The sequence below is a fragment of the Desulfoplanes sp. genome (genome assembly GCF_054921335.1).
Window position 1 is genome coordinate 1 of the sequence record NZ_JBUDSQ010000065.1, and the last position, 15,608, is coordinate 15,608.

The 15,608-nt window shown below is 53.9% G+C and carries 14 protein-coding genes; 1 reads left to right on the top strand and 13 read right to left on the bottom strand.

The window, feature by feature from the left end; all coding sequences use genetic code 11:
* Window positions 1-41 precede the first annotated feature (41 nt).
* The 10 genes from aldA to ACY692_RS11805 form a co-directional block, all read right to left on the bottom strand.
* Window positions 42-1,475, bottom strand: a complete 1,434-nt coding sequence (aldA, locus tag ACY692_RS11760) for an aldehyde dehydrogenase (protein WP_462325561.1) — start codon at window positions 1,473-1,475, stop codon at window positions 42-44.
* Window positions 1,476-1,713: 238 nt separating this feature from the next.
* Window positions 1,714-3,711 (bottom strand): sigma-54-dependent Fis family transcriptional regulator, encoded by a 1,998-nt coding sequence (locus ACY692_RS11765; protein ID WP_462325562.1) that lies wholly within the window; start codon window positions 3,709-3,711, stop codon window positions 1,714-1,716.
* 193 nt (window positions 3,712-3,904) lie between these two features.
* Window positions 3,905-4,123, bottom strand: coding sequence for a type II toxin-antitoxin system Y4mF family antitoxin (locus ACY692_RS11770; RefSeq protein WP_462325563.1), 219 nt, complete (start codon window positions 4,121-4,123; stop codon window positions 3,905-3,907).
* A gap of 204 nt (window positions 4,124-4,327) precedes the next feature.
* Window positions 4,328-4,576, bottom strand: a complete 249-nt coding sequence (locus ACY692_RS11775; RefSeq protein WP_462325564.1) for a hypothetical protein — start codon at window positions 4,574-4,576, stop codon at window positions 4,328-4,330.
* Window positions 4,577-4,687: 111 nt separating this feature from the next.
* A complete protein-coding gene (gene extKL / locus ACY692_RS11780) occupies window positions 4,688-5,908 on the bottom strand; it encodes a multiheme c-type cytochrome (seleno)protein ExtKL (RefSeq protein ID WP_462325565.1) in 1,221 nt (406 codons plus the stop codon).
* 510 nt (window positions 5,909-6,418) lie between these two features.
* Window positions 6,419-7,417, bottom strand: a complete 999-nt coding sequence (locus ACY692_RS11785) for an FAD:protein FMN transferase (RefSeq protein WP_462325566.1) — start codon at window positions 7,415-7,417, stop codon at window positions 6,419-6,421.
* A gap of 175 nt (window positions 7,418-7,592) precedes the next feature.
* The gene (locus tag ACY692_RS11790) at window positions 7,593-7,832 is read right to left on the bottom strand and encodes a hypothetical protein (RefSeq protein ID WP_462325567.1); all 240 of its coding nucleotides are present in this window, start codon (window positions 7,830-7,832) and stop codon (window positions 7,593-7,595) included.
* Window positions 7,796-9,028 (bottom strand): FMN-binding protein, encoded by a 1,233-nt coding sequence (locus ACY692_RS11795; protein ID WP_462325568.1) that lies wholly within the window; start codon window positions 9,026-9,028, stop codon window positions 7,796-7,798. Before ACY692_RS11795 ends, ACY692_RS11790 begins: the two co-directional genes overlap by 37 nt.
* Window positions 9,029-9,089: 61 nt before the next feature.
* The gene (locus ACY692_RS11800) at window positions 9,090-9,386 is read right to left on the bottom strand and encodes a hypothetical protein (RefSeq protein WP_462325569.1); all 297 of its coding nucleotides are present in this window, start codon (window positions 9,384-9,386) and stop codon (window positions 9,090-9,092) included.
* A gap of 20 nt (window positions 9,387-9,406) precedes the next feature.
* Window positions 9,407-10,855, bottom strand: a complete 1,449-nt coding sequence (locus ACY692_RS11805; RefSeq protein ID WP_462325570.1) for a reductive dehalogenase — start codon at window positions 10,853-10,855, stop codon at window positions 9,407-9,409.
* Between the two features lie 575 nt (window positions 10,856-11,430).
* On the opposite strand from ACY692_RS11805, the gene ACY692_RS11810 reads away from it, so the two are divergent.
* On the top strand, window positions 11,431-13,071 hold the full coding sequence (locus ACY692_RS11810) for a sigma-54 interaction domain-containing protein (RefSeq protein ID WP_462325571.1): 1,641 nt from the start codon (window positions 11,431-11,433) through the stop codon (window positions 13,069-13,071).
* A 108-nt stretch (window positions 13,072-13,179) separates the two neighbouring features.
* Here the strand turns inward: ACY692_RS11810 and ACY692_RS11815 are convergent, their stop codons facing one another.
* The 3 genes from ACY692_RS11815 to ACY692_RS11825 form a co-directional block, all read right to left on the bottom strand.
* A complete protein-coding gene (locus ACY692_RS11815) occupies window positions 13,180-13,839 on the bottom strand; it encodes a nitroreductase family protein (RefSeq protein ID WP_462325572.1) in 660 nt (219 codons plus the stop codon).
* A gap of 73 nt (window positions 13,840-13,912) precedes the next feature.
* On the bottom strand, window positions 13,913-14,200 hold the full coding sequence (locus ACY692_RS11820) for a DUF3861 family protein (RefSeq protein WP_462325573.1): 288 nt from the start codon (window positions 14,198-14,200) through the stop codon (window positions 13,913-13,915).
* 83 nt (window positions 14,201-14,283) lie between these two features.
* Complete coding sequence (locus ACY692_RS11825) at window positions 14,284-15,576, bottom strand: hypothetical protein (RefSeq protein WP_462325574.1); 1,293 nt, start codon at window positions 15,574-15,576, stop codon at window positions 14,284-14,286.
* Window positions 15,577-15,608 lie beyond the last annotated feature (32 nt).

Genomic DNA, 15,608 nt, shown 5'->3' on the forward strand with positions numbered 1-15,608 from the left:
GGGGGCTCAAAGGACGACCGGAGTCATCCTGTTTCCGAAAATCAGCGCTGAATATAGGCGATATGGGTCTGCAGATATTCGTAGAGACCGTGCTTGCCGTCCGCGCCGCCGATTCCGGACTTTCTCCATCCGGCGTGGAACCCCTGCATGGCCTCGAAGTTCTCCCTGTTCACATAGGTTTCACCGAACTTGAGGCGGTTGATGGCCTCAAAGGCATTGCCGATGTTGGCCGTGTAGATGGAAGAGGTGAGTCCGTACTCGCAATCGTTGGCCAGGTCGATGGCCTCGTCGAGATCCGAGAAGGTCAGAACGGGCAGCACCGGACCGAAGACCTCGCTTTGGACCACTCCAAAATCCTGTTCGCACCCGCCGAGAACCGTGGGCTCGAAAAAATAGCCGGTTTCCGTGTCCGGTATTCCGCCACCGCACAGCACCTGGGCGCCGGCCTGTTTGGCCCGTTCCACCATGCCCTGGATCTTGGTCTGCTGATCGCGGCTCACCTGGCAACTCATGTCCGGGGTCGCATCGGCAAAGGGATCGCCCCAGGTTACCGCCTCCATGGCGTCCACAAGTTTGGCCGTGAACTCTTCGGCAATGGGCTGCTCCACATACACGCGTTCGGCACAATTGCACACCTGCCCGCTGAAGATCACCCGGGATGCCACCACGGCCTTGACCGCCAGATCGATGTCCGCATCGGCGCAGACGATGGCCGGGGCCTTGCCGCCCAGTTCCAGGGAACATTTGGTGATGTTTTCTGCCGTTGCCGCGATGATCCGGCTGCCGGCCTGCACGCTGCCGGTCAGGGTCACCATGCCCGTGATGGGACTGCTGACCAGTGTTTCCCCAAGGGTGGACCCCTTGCCGGAGATGATATTCAACACGCCCGCCGGGATGTCCAGCTGCGCTGCGAGTTCGGCGAAGGCCAGGGTTGTGGCCGGTGTTTCACTGCTCGGTTTGACCACGATGGTGTTGCCGGTCAGCAGTGCAGGTGCCACCTTGCGCGCCATGACGAACAGGGGAAAATTCCAGGGGCAGATTCCTGCGACGACCCCTATGGGTTGCCGGTAGAGGAGGATGTCTTCTTTGGGGCGGTCGCTCTGGATGACTTCACCCTGATAAATTCTGGCCCAGCCGGCGTAATAGTCGAAATATTCCGCAGTAACGTCCACTTCCACCTGGGCCAGAGGAAGAACCTTGGCCTGTTCCGAGGCCAGGGTTTCGGCCAGGGCCACCCTGTTCTGCCGGATGGCATCGGCCATCTTCTTCAGAAACGAGGCCCTTTCGATCGCGGGTTTGGCAGCCCATGCCCCCTGCGCTTTGCGTGCCGCTTCCAGGGCATCCCGGGCATCTGTTTCATCACCCTGGGGTGCAAGGGCCATGATTTTTCCGGTGTACGGATTTTCCACTTCGATCATTACCGTGGAATGGGATGTGACCAATGCGCCATTGATGAACTGTTTGTACTCTTTCAATTCCAACCTCCTCATGGTGTGAACAATAGTAGGACTTCGGTGTTCGCAGACATAAGCACGCGGCATGCCATACACCTAATCTCACGTCATGACAGAGGATTTTTTGTGGAAAGAAAAGGCTGGATAGATATTATGTCCGGAAATCGGACAGACTGACGGGTACAAGAATACAGCCGGACCGCGTATGTGCGGGGGAATGAATGGCTTGCAAGGCGGGGGGATACCGTCCAAAAATCGGTCAGTTTCGAAGAGTGTTCGATTTTGCAACAGCCTGCAGCTCGGGATGGGCCCCGATCTTCTGATACAGGGTGGAACGCGCCATGCCGAGTCTGCGGGCGGAGCGGGAGATATTGCCCCCCTCCTCTTCGAGAACAAGGGCTATGGCAGCGTTCACCGCTATCTGGACGAGTGAAGGTTCGCTTCCCGACTTCCGGGGCAGGGTGACTTTGGCTCTCTGCTTGATCGTGTCCGTCATCCATGCCGTGCGTACCGGCTCCGGAAGGTACGCGACCGAGAGGCATCCCTGATCCAGCCCCATGACCAGGGCCCGTTCCAGGGTGTTGCGGAGTTCCCGGACATTTCCCCTCCAGGCATACGCGTCAAGGGCATCGAAAAAGGACTGATCCGCGCTGATGCGCTCCCGTGCATACTCTGCCGAGAGTTGTTCCAGAAACTGTTCGGTCAGCAGTCTGATGTCCTCTCCCCGCTTGTGGAGGGGGGGAATCCGTATGGGGAAGGTGGCGATACGGTAATAGAGGTCTTCCCGGAAACGGCCCTGGTTCACCTCGTCAAGCAGGTCGACCTTGGACGCGGATATGATCCTGATATCCAGAGGGATTTCAGCAACCCCTCCCACACGCATCATGCTTCTGGAAGAAAAGGCACGCAGCAGTTTGACCTGGAAACTGAGGGGCATGGCCTCCACTTCGTCCAGAAAAAGGGTGCCTCCGGAAGCGGTCTCCAGCCTGCCCGGCTTGCCTGCTTCCCGGGCCCCGGTAAAGGCCCCGGGCTCATACCCGAACAATTCACTCTCGATGATATCTGCGGGAACCGCACCGCAGTTGATGGCCACAAAGGGGTTGCTCGACCTGTTGCTGGCTGCGTGGATCGCCTGGGCGAACAATTCCTTGCCCGTCCCGGACTCGCCCACCAGCAGGACGCTGGAATCCGTGGAGGCCACCATGGAGGCCAGCTCCCGGGCCTTGACGATTTCAGGACATTTGCCCGTGATGCTCGCAAATGTATAACTGGTCCTGTTGGTCTGGGCTGCGGAAAGGCTCATGATGCGCCCGCTGTCTTCGAGGATGATCAGGGTCCGTTCCCCGTCTTCGATGGGATGGAAATTGATGAGCAGGGACTTTTTGCCACGTGAAACAGGTATCGTGTGTTCCCGCGCGGTTCTCCCTTTCCCGCCTGCCGGGAGATCGAGTTGCGTGAGTATCTTTTCAACCTGTGCGTGGCGGCAGGCGCGATTGGACTTCACGGACACACCAAGCATTTCCAAAGCCTTTTTGCTGTAGCTTTCCACCGAACCGGAACCGTCCAGGGCAATGACCCCCTGGGGCAGATATTCCATGATGGTGTTCAGCTCAGCGTTGGAGATTTTCAGGGAATTCACCGACCGGTTCAGTGCCAGCTGGTTTTCCACGGCCTTGGCAATGGAGGTGGTCAACCCCAGTGTCTGGCGGTTCTGGGGAGTGACGTAGCTGAGTATGTTCAGCACACCGACCAGTTCGGAGTTGGGGGCATGGATCGGGGTGGCCGAACAATTGAGATTGTGCAGGTTGACATTGTAATGCTCGGGCCCGAGCACCTGTACAGGTCTCTCCAGCGCGAGACAGAGCCCGGCAGCATTGGTTCCAAGTGTGTCGAGGCCCACATGGCAGCCTGTCACGAATCCGTTGGACTCCGACTCCTTTACGAGGGTGGGGTCACCGCAGGAACACAGAAAATACCCCTCATGATCGATGCAATCGATGCGCAGGCCGCTGCCGGCGATCACTCCATTGATCATTTCCATGAACGGTTTGGCCGCGGCGATCAATTCAGCGGACCGTTCAAGCAGAAAAGGGACATTGCCGCGAGAATGCAGCGAGCAATGAGCATCGATGCCTTGTTCCCGGCAATGCTTCCAGGATTGTACTATCACGGGCCGGATGCGGGAGGCGTCGACAGCCTCCCCGCTGATGAGATTGTTCCACTGGTGACCTATGGCATCGACGTCGTAGTGCGGCATGAGGATCCTGTTCGGGGTGGTTTTAAAACTGGAGGATTACAGAGGAAGGTGTGATTCCAGCCACGCATCTCTTTCCTGAGCGAAATGCATGGAACATAATCGGAACGGTCGGTTCGGGCAAGGTTCGAGTACCGCCTTGCCTTTGACAAAGCTCAGTACGGCGCAACGCCCTTGGCAAATACGCTCAGTTCCTTCATTTCTTACCCCGTGGCCGAACCGTCAATTCCAAGCCCAGCCCCTGAAGCACCTCCAGTACCTTACCCAGCTGGATGGTCTGTTTGCCCTGTTCCAGATGAACCATGAAGACCTTCCCGACCCCGGAAAAATCAGCGACGTCCTGCTGGGTCAGCCTGCCCTCCTTGCGTCGATTCCGGACAGCCTTGCCCAGATCCTGGACTGAGGTGATCCGCATCGTAGAATCTTTGTCTGATGTACTCATATAATTCCTATAGTATTCGATCGCATATTTTTAGTCTGTTCTTTGGTTGGTAGCAAGAAAAATATGCAATCGGATACTTTTATCTTTTTTTGGAAAACTGCGGGAGCCTTTCTCATAAACAAATGGCCATCAATTCCATACTCGGAATTGATGGCGAACGCACCGGGGGGGCAATGTTTATCGTTGTACATGCTCGATTATACCGCCATGGAAGCCGATTTTTTCCCTTTCTGTGCCATATCCGAGCAGATTTGAGGAATACATCACATTCAGTTTGAAATTGAAAACCAGTGTGTGGATGTTCCGCGCATCCGCCTCCATCAGGCCGGTGTCCACGATGATCACGCCGTCGTCCCCGACGATCATGCCCACGTTGGAGACCGAATGGCCAACGGACATCCATACGTTGTCGGCTAGTTTTATCATTTTATTTGAACTTCAGGGGGGGCTCCCAAAAAACGGGCGCCTTTCCGTGTTGTGAAAGGCACCCGTTTTGAACGTCGAGGCATATCTGCATATACCGTCAAGGGCGGGTGACTACTCGAGTACAACCCGTTTTGTGACGGTATGTATTTCGTATTGTTTATCCGGAGGCAGCAGGAAGTATTTGAGAGATACGGTCACATCCGCTTCTTTCACGCCCTTGGGCAGGATGAATTCCATGGATTCTTCCTTGGTCTGATAGGGCTGGATACTTGTGTCGCGAAGGTATTCGACCTTTGCGTGTGTGCCATAAAGCATTTTGTTATTTTTCCCGTTGCATGCCTGGGGCATGTAGTGACGGGTGACAGTTCCGATATTTTTGCCATCAAGTGTTTGAGCGGTCACGTCCAGGACCAGCGAGTTTGTAGACGGTCAGCCGTCCGGGACTCTGTGCCCTGCCCTTGAGGCGATCCTGGTGTTGACCACGATCTTGGGCACATGCCTGGAAAAATCCTCTATCCATTCATATGCAAGCGTTTCAACATCAAGAGAAATGGTTTTACGGAGCAACTCTTCTGTCTCTTGTCTGTCATTGAAATTGGGTTTGAATGTATGGTCCGCCTGCCCGTCGACCGGCTTCATGTGACACTGCTGACAGGTCTGGCTGCCGCCTCCCGGCAGGTAGGCATGCATGTAGCTGCCATAGGCAGTTCCGCATTGAACCGGATTATCGAGATCGAAATTCGGTCCCTGGCCATGGCACTGACCGCACATGACCGGATGGTCCATGATGGCGCTCTTTTTCACGGTTGCAAAGCGTTCATCGTCATGCTCGGCAGCGGTATGGACCGAGTAGAGGGTCTTGGAATCAGGCTCGCCCTCCTCCCGCTTGTGGATGATGGCCATGTTGTTATGGCACACGAGGCAGGTGATTTTCAGCTGGTTGACCTTGTCGAAATTCCTGGCATTGAGAGCATTGGTGAACTCGACCGCCACGGAATCCTCCGCATGAGTAAGGGCCTGGGGAAGATGGCATTTGAAGCAGGCCCGATAGTTTTCCATGGTTGCTTCCTCTGCTGTGTCCGGAGAGAAGGCGGTTCTTCCGGGTTGAGCCAGCCTGTCCATGTTCAACAGACCGGGGATCCCATTGAGAGGCCTTGAATGATGCGAGTTTTCCCATTGCTCATAGATCTGCTCATGGCACTCCCTGCAGCTTGACGAGTCGTACATTTTTTCAAGTTCGTCGATGGACTTCGCTTTCTGCGCAAACACGGTACCGGGCGATACCATGCAGGCAAAAAGCAGCCATATCGACATTAGCTTTACATTCACCATTTTCTCCTTCTTTGTGATATGGATATATTTTTTTGTACTGGTAACTATTCAGGTCAAAATTCAGCAGGAGCAACAAGCTGAAATGTAATTGTAAATTTGAGTGTCAGCCCATAAATTTCAGAGATTTGAGGATTTCAGAAATCTAAGAAATTGAAAATGCCGGTGCCAAGTCCTTATAATTTCTTAACTCTCTTAAATTTCTAAAATCTATAATTTTGGTAACTATTCAGGTCCAAACTTCAGCGTTACAACATCCTGAAATTCAATAATCAATTTGATCCCGGATCAATAAATTTAAGAGATTGGAGAATTTCAGAAATTTAAGAAATTGGAGACTTGTATGCTAACTGGTTATAATTTCTTAAATATCTAAAATTTCTTAAATTCAAAATTCTGTTTTTTGTGAAATGCACCTGAATAGTTACTTGTACTGTAGCCTTTTGAGACGACGTCTTTATGGTCTTCATGGCGGTTCGGGTATAGCCCTTCGAGTCGATCTGGTGATTGCAATCAGCAGATCGACTTTGGCCAGTTCCCTGAAGGCACGAGGCTGTTTTCTCCCTGCCACAAACAGGCACATCCGGGCAGGGAATCGATGAACGCCGTGCCATTTTTCCTCCCCATGGCGAACAGGGCGGTTGCCAGAGAATCGGCCTGGGCGCAGGTGGGGGCCGTGACCGTCACGGCGGCGCGGCTCGAAAGAGCGGAAGGGTCTGATGGGACGAGGTGGTTGTATCCCCTGGAAGCCAGGCTTTCGTAGTTGCCCGAGGTGGCCATGGCACCGGAGCGCATAGGGAGTGTCCGTATGTTTCTTGCCGGATCGGCACTGTTTTGAATGCCGATGGTCCATTCCTTTCCGGATGTGCCGGGCCGTCCCACGCGGATATCGCCTCCCGCGTTGACGAGGAAGTCGGTTATGCCGTGCCGTTCCAGCGAGGCGGCGGCCAGGTCCACAATATGCCCTTTGGCGATGCCGTCCAGGGAAACGCCCATGCCCGCATGCGCCAGACGAATGGTGCCGCCCTTCATCTGAATCCCCCGTGAATCGGTCAGTACCTTGAGGTCGGACAGCACGGACGCGGGCAACTCTCCAACCGAAGGGACTCCGTTGACTGCCAATGCATCCAGGACCGGAACCGTTGCCGGGTTGAACCCGCCTTGTGTCCGTTCTGCCAGATGCAGGGAATCCGACAGCAGAGAAACGAGGGGCCCCGGTGCATCCCGCAACACCCCCTGTCCATTGAGCACCCCGAGGGGTGCGGCTGAATCATGCCGTGTGAAGACGGCCTCTGCCCCGGCCATGTCCGCAAAGACCTGCTCCAGCGTGTCCTCCAGCAGCGACCTGCTCTCGTTGCGAGCCGAGATGGTCACCACCGTCCCCATCATCACCCGGGTTTCACTCTGTTCGGAAGCCTCGCAATCCCCGAGCAGCCACCCCATTGTCAGACCGGCACCCGCGCCGATCACGCCCAGCGAATAGAGAAACTGTCTTCTGCTCACCGTTGACATGCATGTCCTCTCTTATTGTTACAGGTCAAAAGCCGGGGGCTCTACCTGTTTTCCTGTAATGATTTCAAAATAGTCACAAAACACATGAATTTCATGTCCTGCCGCTTCCGAGCGGACTCAACCAACATTCGTCTGAAGGCAGAGGTTTGATAGAAACTCACTATTTTGAAATGGTTTAGTTGATCTCCATCTGCTTCTTTTTCCATGTTTCAATATCTTTCTCGGTCAATGTCGGCTCCAGCACGGGGCGTGCTTTTTCCGGCTGGGAACTGATGATATTCTGCGCAGCGGTTCGTTCCAGTTCCTGCTGGATATTGGTTTCTATCTGCGTCAGGATGAGGAGCAGGCCAAGCACCGCAAACACGGGCACCATGGCAGCTAGCAGGCGGTTTTCTGATTTCGCAGTCTGGTCCATTGGTTTTTTATTCTCCTTCGCAGCAGTTTGATGAAACCTTCAATGGGCGGAATGGGGCAGAGAAAATTGCACCAGGGCCGTTTGATGAACATGGCGGTGAACAGAACCAGACCCAGCAGGAGGAAGGCGATGATGGTTCCGTCCAGATCGAACAGGGTTCCGAAAACTTCATAGCTTGAAAGGCCGGGATTTCTGAACAGGAGGGCAACGATGATCGCGGTCAGGGCCAGGCCACGCTGAGCCCAGGTGAGCCAGGTACGGTACGATGTTTTTTTGGGCAGTCTGGCTCCCCCGATAAGCCCCATGCATTCCTGGGCCGCTCCAAAGGGACAGAACCACATGCAATAGGGGTTCTTGTTATCTATGGTGAGCGCCAGAAGTACCCCGAATATCAGCAGATAATAATAGATATGGGTTTGCCAGTCCGGCCAGAACCCGAGCAGGAGTTTGTTGATATGGGAGATGGTCAGGGGTTCCGTAAAGATGAAACCCAACAGGATCATGCTCGTCACCATGCTGATCCATCTGACCTGTTTGGTGTATTTGAATGAACGGCGACGGGCGATGAATCCGATGGCAAAAAAGGCGATCAGGACCATCTCCAGGGTTCCGAAATGTATCTTTTCAACAGGCTTCGGGGGGACCGAGAAATCGAGTTGGGCCCCGGCAATGCTCCGGCTGCCCTGAAGCGCAGCCCGGGCCATTGCCCGCGAGGTGTATGTGGCACCGGATACCCCGTCCACATCATCCCCCAGGGCAAAGGAATCGGCATAGCTTTTACCGAGCAGGGTTTCCATAAACCCGCTGTCGCGGACCCGTTCGAACCAGCGGGGAGTCTCCTTGTGGTCGACCACTGCCAGACCGGTGATCGTGCCGTTGAGGTCGGTTGCCACGGCCATATCCAGGGGACCGCCATAGCCGCTGGCCGTTCCTATGGACACATAGCAGAGAAACGTCTCTGAAGCGTGCCCGTCATAGGCGGCAAAGGTCGACTCATCCAGGCGCTCGAACCTCTCGGCAGCCGGCACCGCTCTCTTGAGGGCGGGTTCGATGCCGTTGCTGCTCCGGGTGTATCCGATGATGCCCGCAATGATGATACAGACGATTGCGGCCAGGCCGAGCCACCAATCCAGATCTTTGGCTTTGCCGGACCTTTTTGGACTATCTGATATTTTGTCCCTGGTAGAAACATTCATCACTTCATGGTTCCCTTTTATGGTTGTACCTGCTTAGGTGGGAGGATGCCAAAGGATCTGTCTAGGCACTCAGCCTTTTTCTGACAGAGCGCAGCGTGAGAACTGCCAGTATGATCATGGGCAGTCCCATGAACACCAGGGACAACCATGCCGCGCGGGGAACCCCTTCCCTGAACGAGGCGATAAAGGTCTGTCCCATGAACATGAAAACGAGAAAAGTCAGGACAACGCCAGCCCATTCAAACCATTTGAGTTTCAGGCCCTTCTCTTTGATCAGCAGAAGAAGACAGGTGGCACCGCCACCCATCAGAAAACCCAGCAAAACGTACCAGAACCAGTTCCAGCTTACCAAACGCATTGAAATTTCTCCTTGTTTCCTTATGAGCGGGATGTATCCAGACCATACAGCGGGATGTCCATGGGGTTTACATCCCATGGGGTCTTGTTGGGATCGGGTTCGGTACCGTAGCCGAAAATATCGTCCATTTTGCGGATTGTGGCGTTGAGTGCCGGGGCCTTGGCAATGGACATGCGTATCAGGTCGTGCATCACGGCCTCGTCAAATTTTGTGAAGGGGCAGACCGTCTGGCACCGGCTGCAGTCGGGTTCACCGCCCAGCATGTAGCCGTAGCATTTTTTGGCATCCATATACCACCCTTTGATCCCCTTGGCCTGCCAGGAGGCTTCGCCGCCCCAGAAAGGCTCGTCAGAGGTGCTGATAGCTCCTGAGGGACACATTTCCGCGCATTTTTTGCAGACCTTGCAAAAATCCGTGATCCCTGCATCTATCGGCTTGGTCTCGGCAAGGGGCAGGTCGGTGACAGTGAGCATGACCGTGCGGATATCGGTGCCCCACTGCGGACTGCAGAGAATACCGGCACGGCAGTACTCTCCCATGCCGGACATGACCCCGAAACCGACATTGCGGCCGACAGACCCTGTATGACCACCGTAGTATTGGTAGCCGAGGCCACGTAGAAAGACATTGAGGCGGTTGGAGTAGATATTGGCGCGGGAGTATGAGGCCGTGTTGCTGGAGGCCCAGCTCATGCGGTCCGTGTACTGCTGCATCCACAAAGGCTGGGGGATGACCGCGCAGATGACCCAGAGGTCTTTGTCAGGCAGAACAAAGGTGTGGTCGGGCGCAGCATATCCCTGTTTCACGTTTTCAAACCGGATGAAACCATAGAGCAGTTTCTTGGTTCTTTCATTAAGCTTGACAAAGCCCATGTCGGATGCCCCGAGAATGCGTCCCGCAACGCGGAGCATGCGTGAATTCTCCTCCGGGGTTCCTTCATGTCTGGGCACCCCGTAATCTTCCGGGGTATAGTACATGGTGGGATGTTCCCATTCTTTCACGGCCTTCACGTCCGGCCCGGTCCAGCCGGGGGCGATGGAGCCGTTTGCTCCCCATCCCCAGCAATTGGCATCGGCCAGGGCCCGGTCACGTAGGGAATAGCCCGGGACATTTTCACGGACCTTTTTTTTGGTAGAAGCGATATTGCGGGCGTGGATCTTGAAATATTCGCGTTTGTCATCCCATCCGTCAGGATTGAACAGGGTCTTGTGCACGCCCGGGAATATTTCCATATTGTCCCAGTCGATTTTGACCGTGGGTTCGTCCACCTCTCTGACCCAGAACGGCAGTTTGCGTTCGGCATAGGGTGAGGCCATCATCTCGTCCACGTCCTTGAAATCAGCGGCCGCAGGGATGCCGGTAGCCGCCTGCAAACCGAGTGCGCCGCCGCCGATGCCCAACATTTTCATGAATGTTCTGCGCCCGACCGTAGAATGATAGCGTTGTTTTCTGGAAATTGGTTTGCTCATGGGGTTACCTCGTGTTTGAATTCGTGGTTCAATGCCGCACCAACGCCACGATCTATTACAAAAGGCATGCCCATAAAATAATTACTTTAATTTCAATTAATTAAGCAGTTAGAGGGCAAAGAGTCGACTGATCTTCTTACGCCATTTGACTATTTAGCGCCATAGGGCGAATATGCGGCAAATAAGCATACGTACAAAAAAATCTGTAACACTATCACCCAACATCCCGTACCTACTCTGTTCGAAGCAAAGGTTTCATGGAAACCCAATATTCTAAAATGGTTGTAACTATTCAGCCAATCATCCAGGAAGAACTCCCGTAGTTTTCTGGGAACGCCGAGCCCCAGCTCGGCAAAGTGCTTGCGGACCGGCAGCCAACAGGGACCGGTGCTGCCTGAAAAGGAAGATGAGCGTTTAGCCTCCTACTGTGCTCGAAAGGCCGAGCTGGGGCTCGGCGTTCCCGGGAGGGCGAATCGTATTGTCACTCCTGTCTTGAGGCTGAATAGTTACAAATGGTTTTGATTAAGCTTACGAACAACCGGCAATTCGTTTCTTCCAATCCGATGAAGGCTCCCATGAAAGATTATGATTTCTTGAGAAATCTGGTTTTGAGTATCAGCAGCAGCCTGGAACTTTCCCAGGCCATGCGTGCAACCTTCGGCTTCCTGTCACAGCATCTCCCCATTGCAGGACTCTCCCTGCACCGCTTCTTGCCGCAGTTGCAATCAACCCAGCTCAATTTTCTGGTAACAGAGAAGGGATTCCATGAATTGGACACCCTGATACCACTCTCAACCGGCAATATCGCATATCTGACAAACCATGAAGATCAGAAAGAGGTGGCCCATGGGGACAGCGTAGAAGAAGGATCTATAGCCAATAGATTCAACCACGCCCTGGCGGGTTTCATCCCCCTTGAAGATCGCAGCTACATGACGGCTATTTTGACGGCAGGGGACACCATTGTCGGCCATCTGTCCCTGGTGGGGAGAGGACTGCATTGTTTCAAGCCGGAACACGAGACCCTCCTCGAGCTCATGCGGGCACCCGTGGGCCTGGCCATGATGAACCTTTTGCAGCATCGCAAAACCGAAGAACTGAAAACACGGCTGGATGAACACAGGCGGCAGCTGGCCGGTGAGATCAATTTACTGAAGGAGACGGCCATCATCGGAAAGGACGGTGGATTGCGCCATATCACCCAGATGGTGGGGCAGCTTGCCGGAAGCGATGCCCCGGTGCTCATCATGGGCGAGACCGGCACCGGCAAGGAACTCATTGCAGACGCGGTTCAACGGGTATCGGCTAAAAAGGACGGACCGTATCTCAAAATCAACTGCGGCGCCATACCGGAAACCCTCATAGACAGCGAGTTGTTCGGATATCAGAAGGGTGCTTTCACGGGCGCCTTGACCGACAAGCCCGGAAAATTCGAGCAGGCCTCGGGAGGGACACTTTTCCTCGATGAAGTGGGGGAATTGACACCGCAGTCACAGGTAAGACTGCTCCGTGTATTGCAGGAACATGTCGTGGAAAGGGTAGGCGGCACACGGTCCATCAGGGTCGATGTCAGAATTATTGCAGCCACCAATCGGCCGCTGGAAAACATGATGCAGGAGGGGACCTTCCGGGAGGATTTGTATTATCGGCTGAATGTCTTTCCGCTGAATGTACCACCACTGCGCGAACGGACAGATGATATCTCCCTTCTGATCCACCACTTCATCAAGGAGTTCGGTAAAAAACTCAATATAAACGATGAGATCGAAATCGATCTGGAATCAATGAAGATTTTGCGCGCCTATACCTGGCCGGGCAATATCCGGGAGCTCAAAAACCTGCTGGAACGCGCATTGACCTTACATCCCAAAGGTAAACTCAATCTGGCCCAATACCTTCCAAAAGATCCGGGCTGGTACCTCACCCCGAAAGAGGGGACGAGTTACCTCAAAAAAATGATCCAGGACGAGGTAGCCGCAGCCCTTGCACGTGTACGTCCCCCAAAAATACAGTCGGAACCGGAGGTAACGCAACCCGAAAGCCCTCATTCACTCTCCCTCGACGAGGCCATGGCCGCTCACATCGGCGAGGTTCTCAAACAGTGCCGGGGCAAAATCAGCGGCCCCGGGGGAGCGGCTGAAATCCTCGAGATCAATCCCAGCACCCTGCGCAAAAGAATGAAAAAGCTGAAAATCCCGTTTGGATTTTCAGCTTGATGATCTGACAAGAGACCGGACTGACCGCATCCGGCATCGCCCCGTCAAACTTGATGAGATAGGTTTGGAAGGTGAGATGAGGGGCAGTGAATGAAACAGTCCGGATGATTACAGCACTGTAACCACATCTTCCAGCGCCAGACGTGCTTTGGGGAGGCCGTGGTTATAGTCGCCGTCATCCAGGTGATAGCCCATGGCCAGTGCAACCTCGCACACGTACCCGCCGAGCTCTTCCTTGAAAATCTCTCCAATGAGTTCCGAATCAACACCTTCCATGGGGGTGGAATCGATACCCAGGCGTGCCAGGGTATGCAGCGCATTGCCCAGGGCAAGATAGGTCTGGGCTTTGGTCCAGCTGCCGTTATAGCCGGCTTCATCGGCATGGAGTTCGGCAAAGAACATGCCCTTGTCCATCATCTCGTCATGTTTTTTCGCAGGCAGGTGTCCCGAGCTGACTTCGGCATCCACAACCTTTGCATACTCTTTTCTGGTGAAACGGGGATGGTATGCAAAGAGGATGATGTGTGATGCCTCGGTCGCGTGTTTCTGGTTCATCTGAAACTTGTTCACGAAGGTATCATGGAAGCGTTGTTTTGCTCCGTCGCTTTCTATGATGATAAACTTCCACGGCTGTGAATTGACCGAAGAAGGAGACATGCGCAGAGCTTCCTTGATGACGGCCATATCGTCTGCGGAAATACGCTTTGTCGCATCGTATCTTTTGGTGGTGTAACGGCGGTTGAGATCTTCGATGATGGGGTGGGTCATGGTTGTCTCCATGTGAGAGTTGCATATTGAAAGCCGGCGCTTTTCTGATTTCCATGTGAGCGGAGGTGTGCCCCTAAAAATCGCCCGCCAAACCTTGTTTGAGTTCCTTCATCAACGCTTTGAATTGTGGCAGAAGCCCGGCCATGGTTTGGGAATCCCGGTTGGCCAGGATCGCATAGCCAAGGGACTTGATGCCCACAATCAGGGCGGCGCGGGTGTTTTTATCTAAAGATTCCTGACCACGCAAACCTTCCAGAATCGCCAAGACATCGTCGTGGCTTTCAAATCCGAACTGCAGAGATGACGCGCCGTCACTTCCGGCCGGTTGTGGTTCCACTATGACATTGTATGCGTACTTCATGATATTTCACCGTGTTTGGGGATATGATGTGCGGCTCATCCGCGTGAGAATACTTCTGCCGTCGCGGATGAGCCATGGTATTCTTACTCTACGATTTTTCCATTAAGATAAACATTCGATTCCATTTCGGTCTCGTTCTGGATGCCTTCTCCGGCAAAACAGGTGCGAAGGGATTGTCTGGCAAAACCTTCCAATGCCTCTTTTGCAGCATCACCCGTTACGACGACCCGAGTGATCACGTTGTCGAGATGGCCCGTCATGGTCGGCGTCATGAAATTGTCCTTCTGGTAATCAAACTGGTGCTCGACCCGGAAATCGTCGATATCCACGCCCTGCTTCTGAAAATATGCATGGTTGGCAGTCAGCTGGCTCATGAGGCAGAAAGAGGTTCCAATGGTGAAGTAATCCCACGATGTCGGGGCCTTGTCCGTACCTTCATACCCACGGCTGTCATCTGCATACAGATCCCAGGTGGCGTAATTTTCCGTCAGGGATTTTGCTCTGATTCTGTGCATGTAGGGTCGTGCGGCATCATGGGCGGATTCGGCAATGCTTATTTCCGAGAAGACCATGGGGTTTGGCAGGTTGTGCATGTCCACCGACAGATCTTCTTCAAAAGGTATTGTCTGGAGGTGGAGATCAGGAGTCACGTCCGTGAGCTTGAACCCGTTGTCCATGGAAACGGGCGATTCCACCTTGCCGGGACGCGGCGTCAATCCGGCCCAATTGTCGGCGTTGATGACGACGGCCGCATCGATGGTTGTCTTCTGTGCCAGCCCTTCACCAACAGCCCATGCCTTGAGTGCCAGTTCCTTCAATGTGCGGATTTTTTCAGCAGACTCATCACTCTTGATGATGATATTGGTGGTGACCTTGTCCGTATAACCGGACCATTTCTCCGTCATGGTATCTGCCCACCTGAAGATGATCCGTGATTCCACTTTTACATCCTCAACATCCAGGTCCAATATCCGTATCCCTCGTTCGATCTGGGTCAGCAGGCTGGAAGAAATACCGGCTGCAAAATAGGACAGGGGATTGGGAGCCGTCTGGTCATGGGCCGCGCCGCCTTCATCGCTGACAAACTCCCATGCGCTCAGCCGGTCTTCACCTACGGGCCTGGCAAGGCCTTTTTTGAGGAAAGGTGCTTCTTTGTTGAGGAGCCGTTGCGTGGTGGTCACAACATGTTCAGAGAGAGCGCCGTTGACCGGGATCGCCTGTGTGGGAGTAAAGGTTGTAGGACGGGTGTACTCATCCAGCCTGGTTTCAATCTGATACACCTTTGCATGCTGATCTGCATTGTTCTGGGCATACGCAGCGGACCCTGGAACAAGAAGTGCCAGCAGCATGATAATTGTACGTACTTGAGTTTTCATTCTTTTTTCTCCGTGGTGATGTGTGATAGAAA

Bases quoted from the DNA above. Each gene is read 5' to 3' on its own strand.
- ACY692_RS11800 (WP_462325569.1), bottom strand. From the start codon at position 9,386: ATGCGTTTGGTAAGCTGGAACTGGTTCTGGTACGTTTTGCTGGGTTTT.
- ACY692_RS11815 (WP_462325572.1), bottom strand. From the start codon at position 13,839: ATGACCCACCCCATCATCGAAGATCTCAACCGCCGTTACACCACCAAA.
- ACY692_RS11805 (WP_462325570.1), bottom strand. From the start codon at position 10,855: ATGAGCAAACCAATTTCCAGAAAACAACGCTATCATTCTACGGTCGGG.
- ACY692_RS11790 (WP_462325567.1), bottom strand. From the start codon at position 7,832: ATGGACCAGACTGCGAAATCAGAAAACCGCCTGCTAGCTGCCATGGTG.
- ACY692_RS11820 (WP_462325573.1), bottom strand. From the start codon at position 14,200: ATGAAGTACGCATACAATGTCATAGTGGAACCACAACCGGCCGGAAGT.
- ACY692_RS11785 (WP_462325566.1), bottom strand. From the start codon at position 7,417: ATGTCAACGGTGAGCAGAAGACAGTTTCTCTATTCGCTGGGCGTGATC.
- ACY692_RS11765 (WP_462325562.1), bottom strand. From the start codon at position 3,711: ATGCCGCACTACGACGTCGATGCCATAGGTCACCAGTGGAACAATCTC.
- ACY692_RS11810 (WP_462325571.1), top strand. From the start codon at position 11,431: ATGAAAGATTATGATTTCTTGAGAAATCTGGTTTTGAGTATCAGCAGC.
- ACY692_RS11825 (WP_462325574.1), bottom strand. From the start codon at position 15,576: ATGAAAACTCAAGTACGTACAATTATCATGCTGCTGGCACTTCTTGTT.
- ACY692_RS11770 (WP_462325563.1), bottom strand. From the start codon at position 4,123: ATGCGGATCACCTCAGTCCAGGATCTGGGCAAGGCTGTCCGGAATCGA.
- ACY692_RS11775 (WP_462325564.1), bottom strand. From the start codon at position 4,576: ATGATAAAACTAGCCGACAACGTATGGATGTCCGTTGGCCATTCGGTC.
- ACY692_RS11795 (WP_462325568.1), bottom strand. From the start codon at position 9,028: ATGAATGTTTCTACCAGGGACAAAATATCAGATAGTCCAAAAAGGTCC.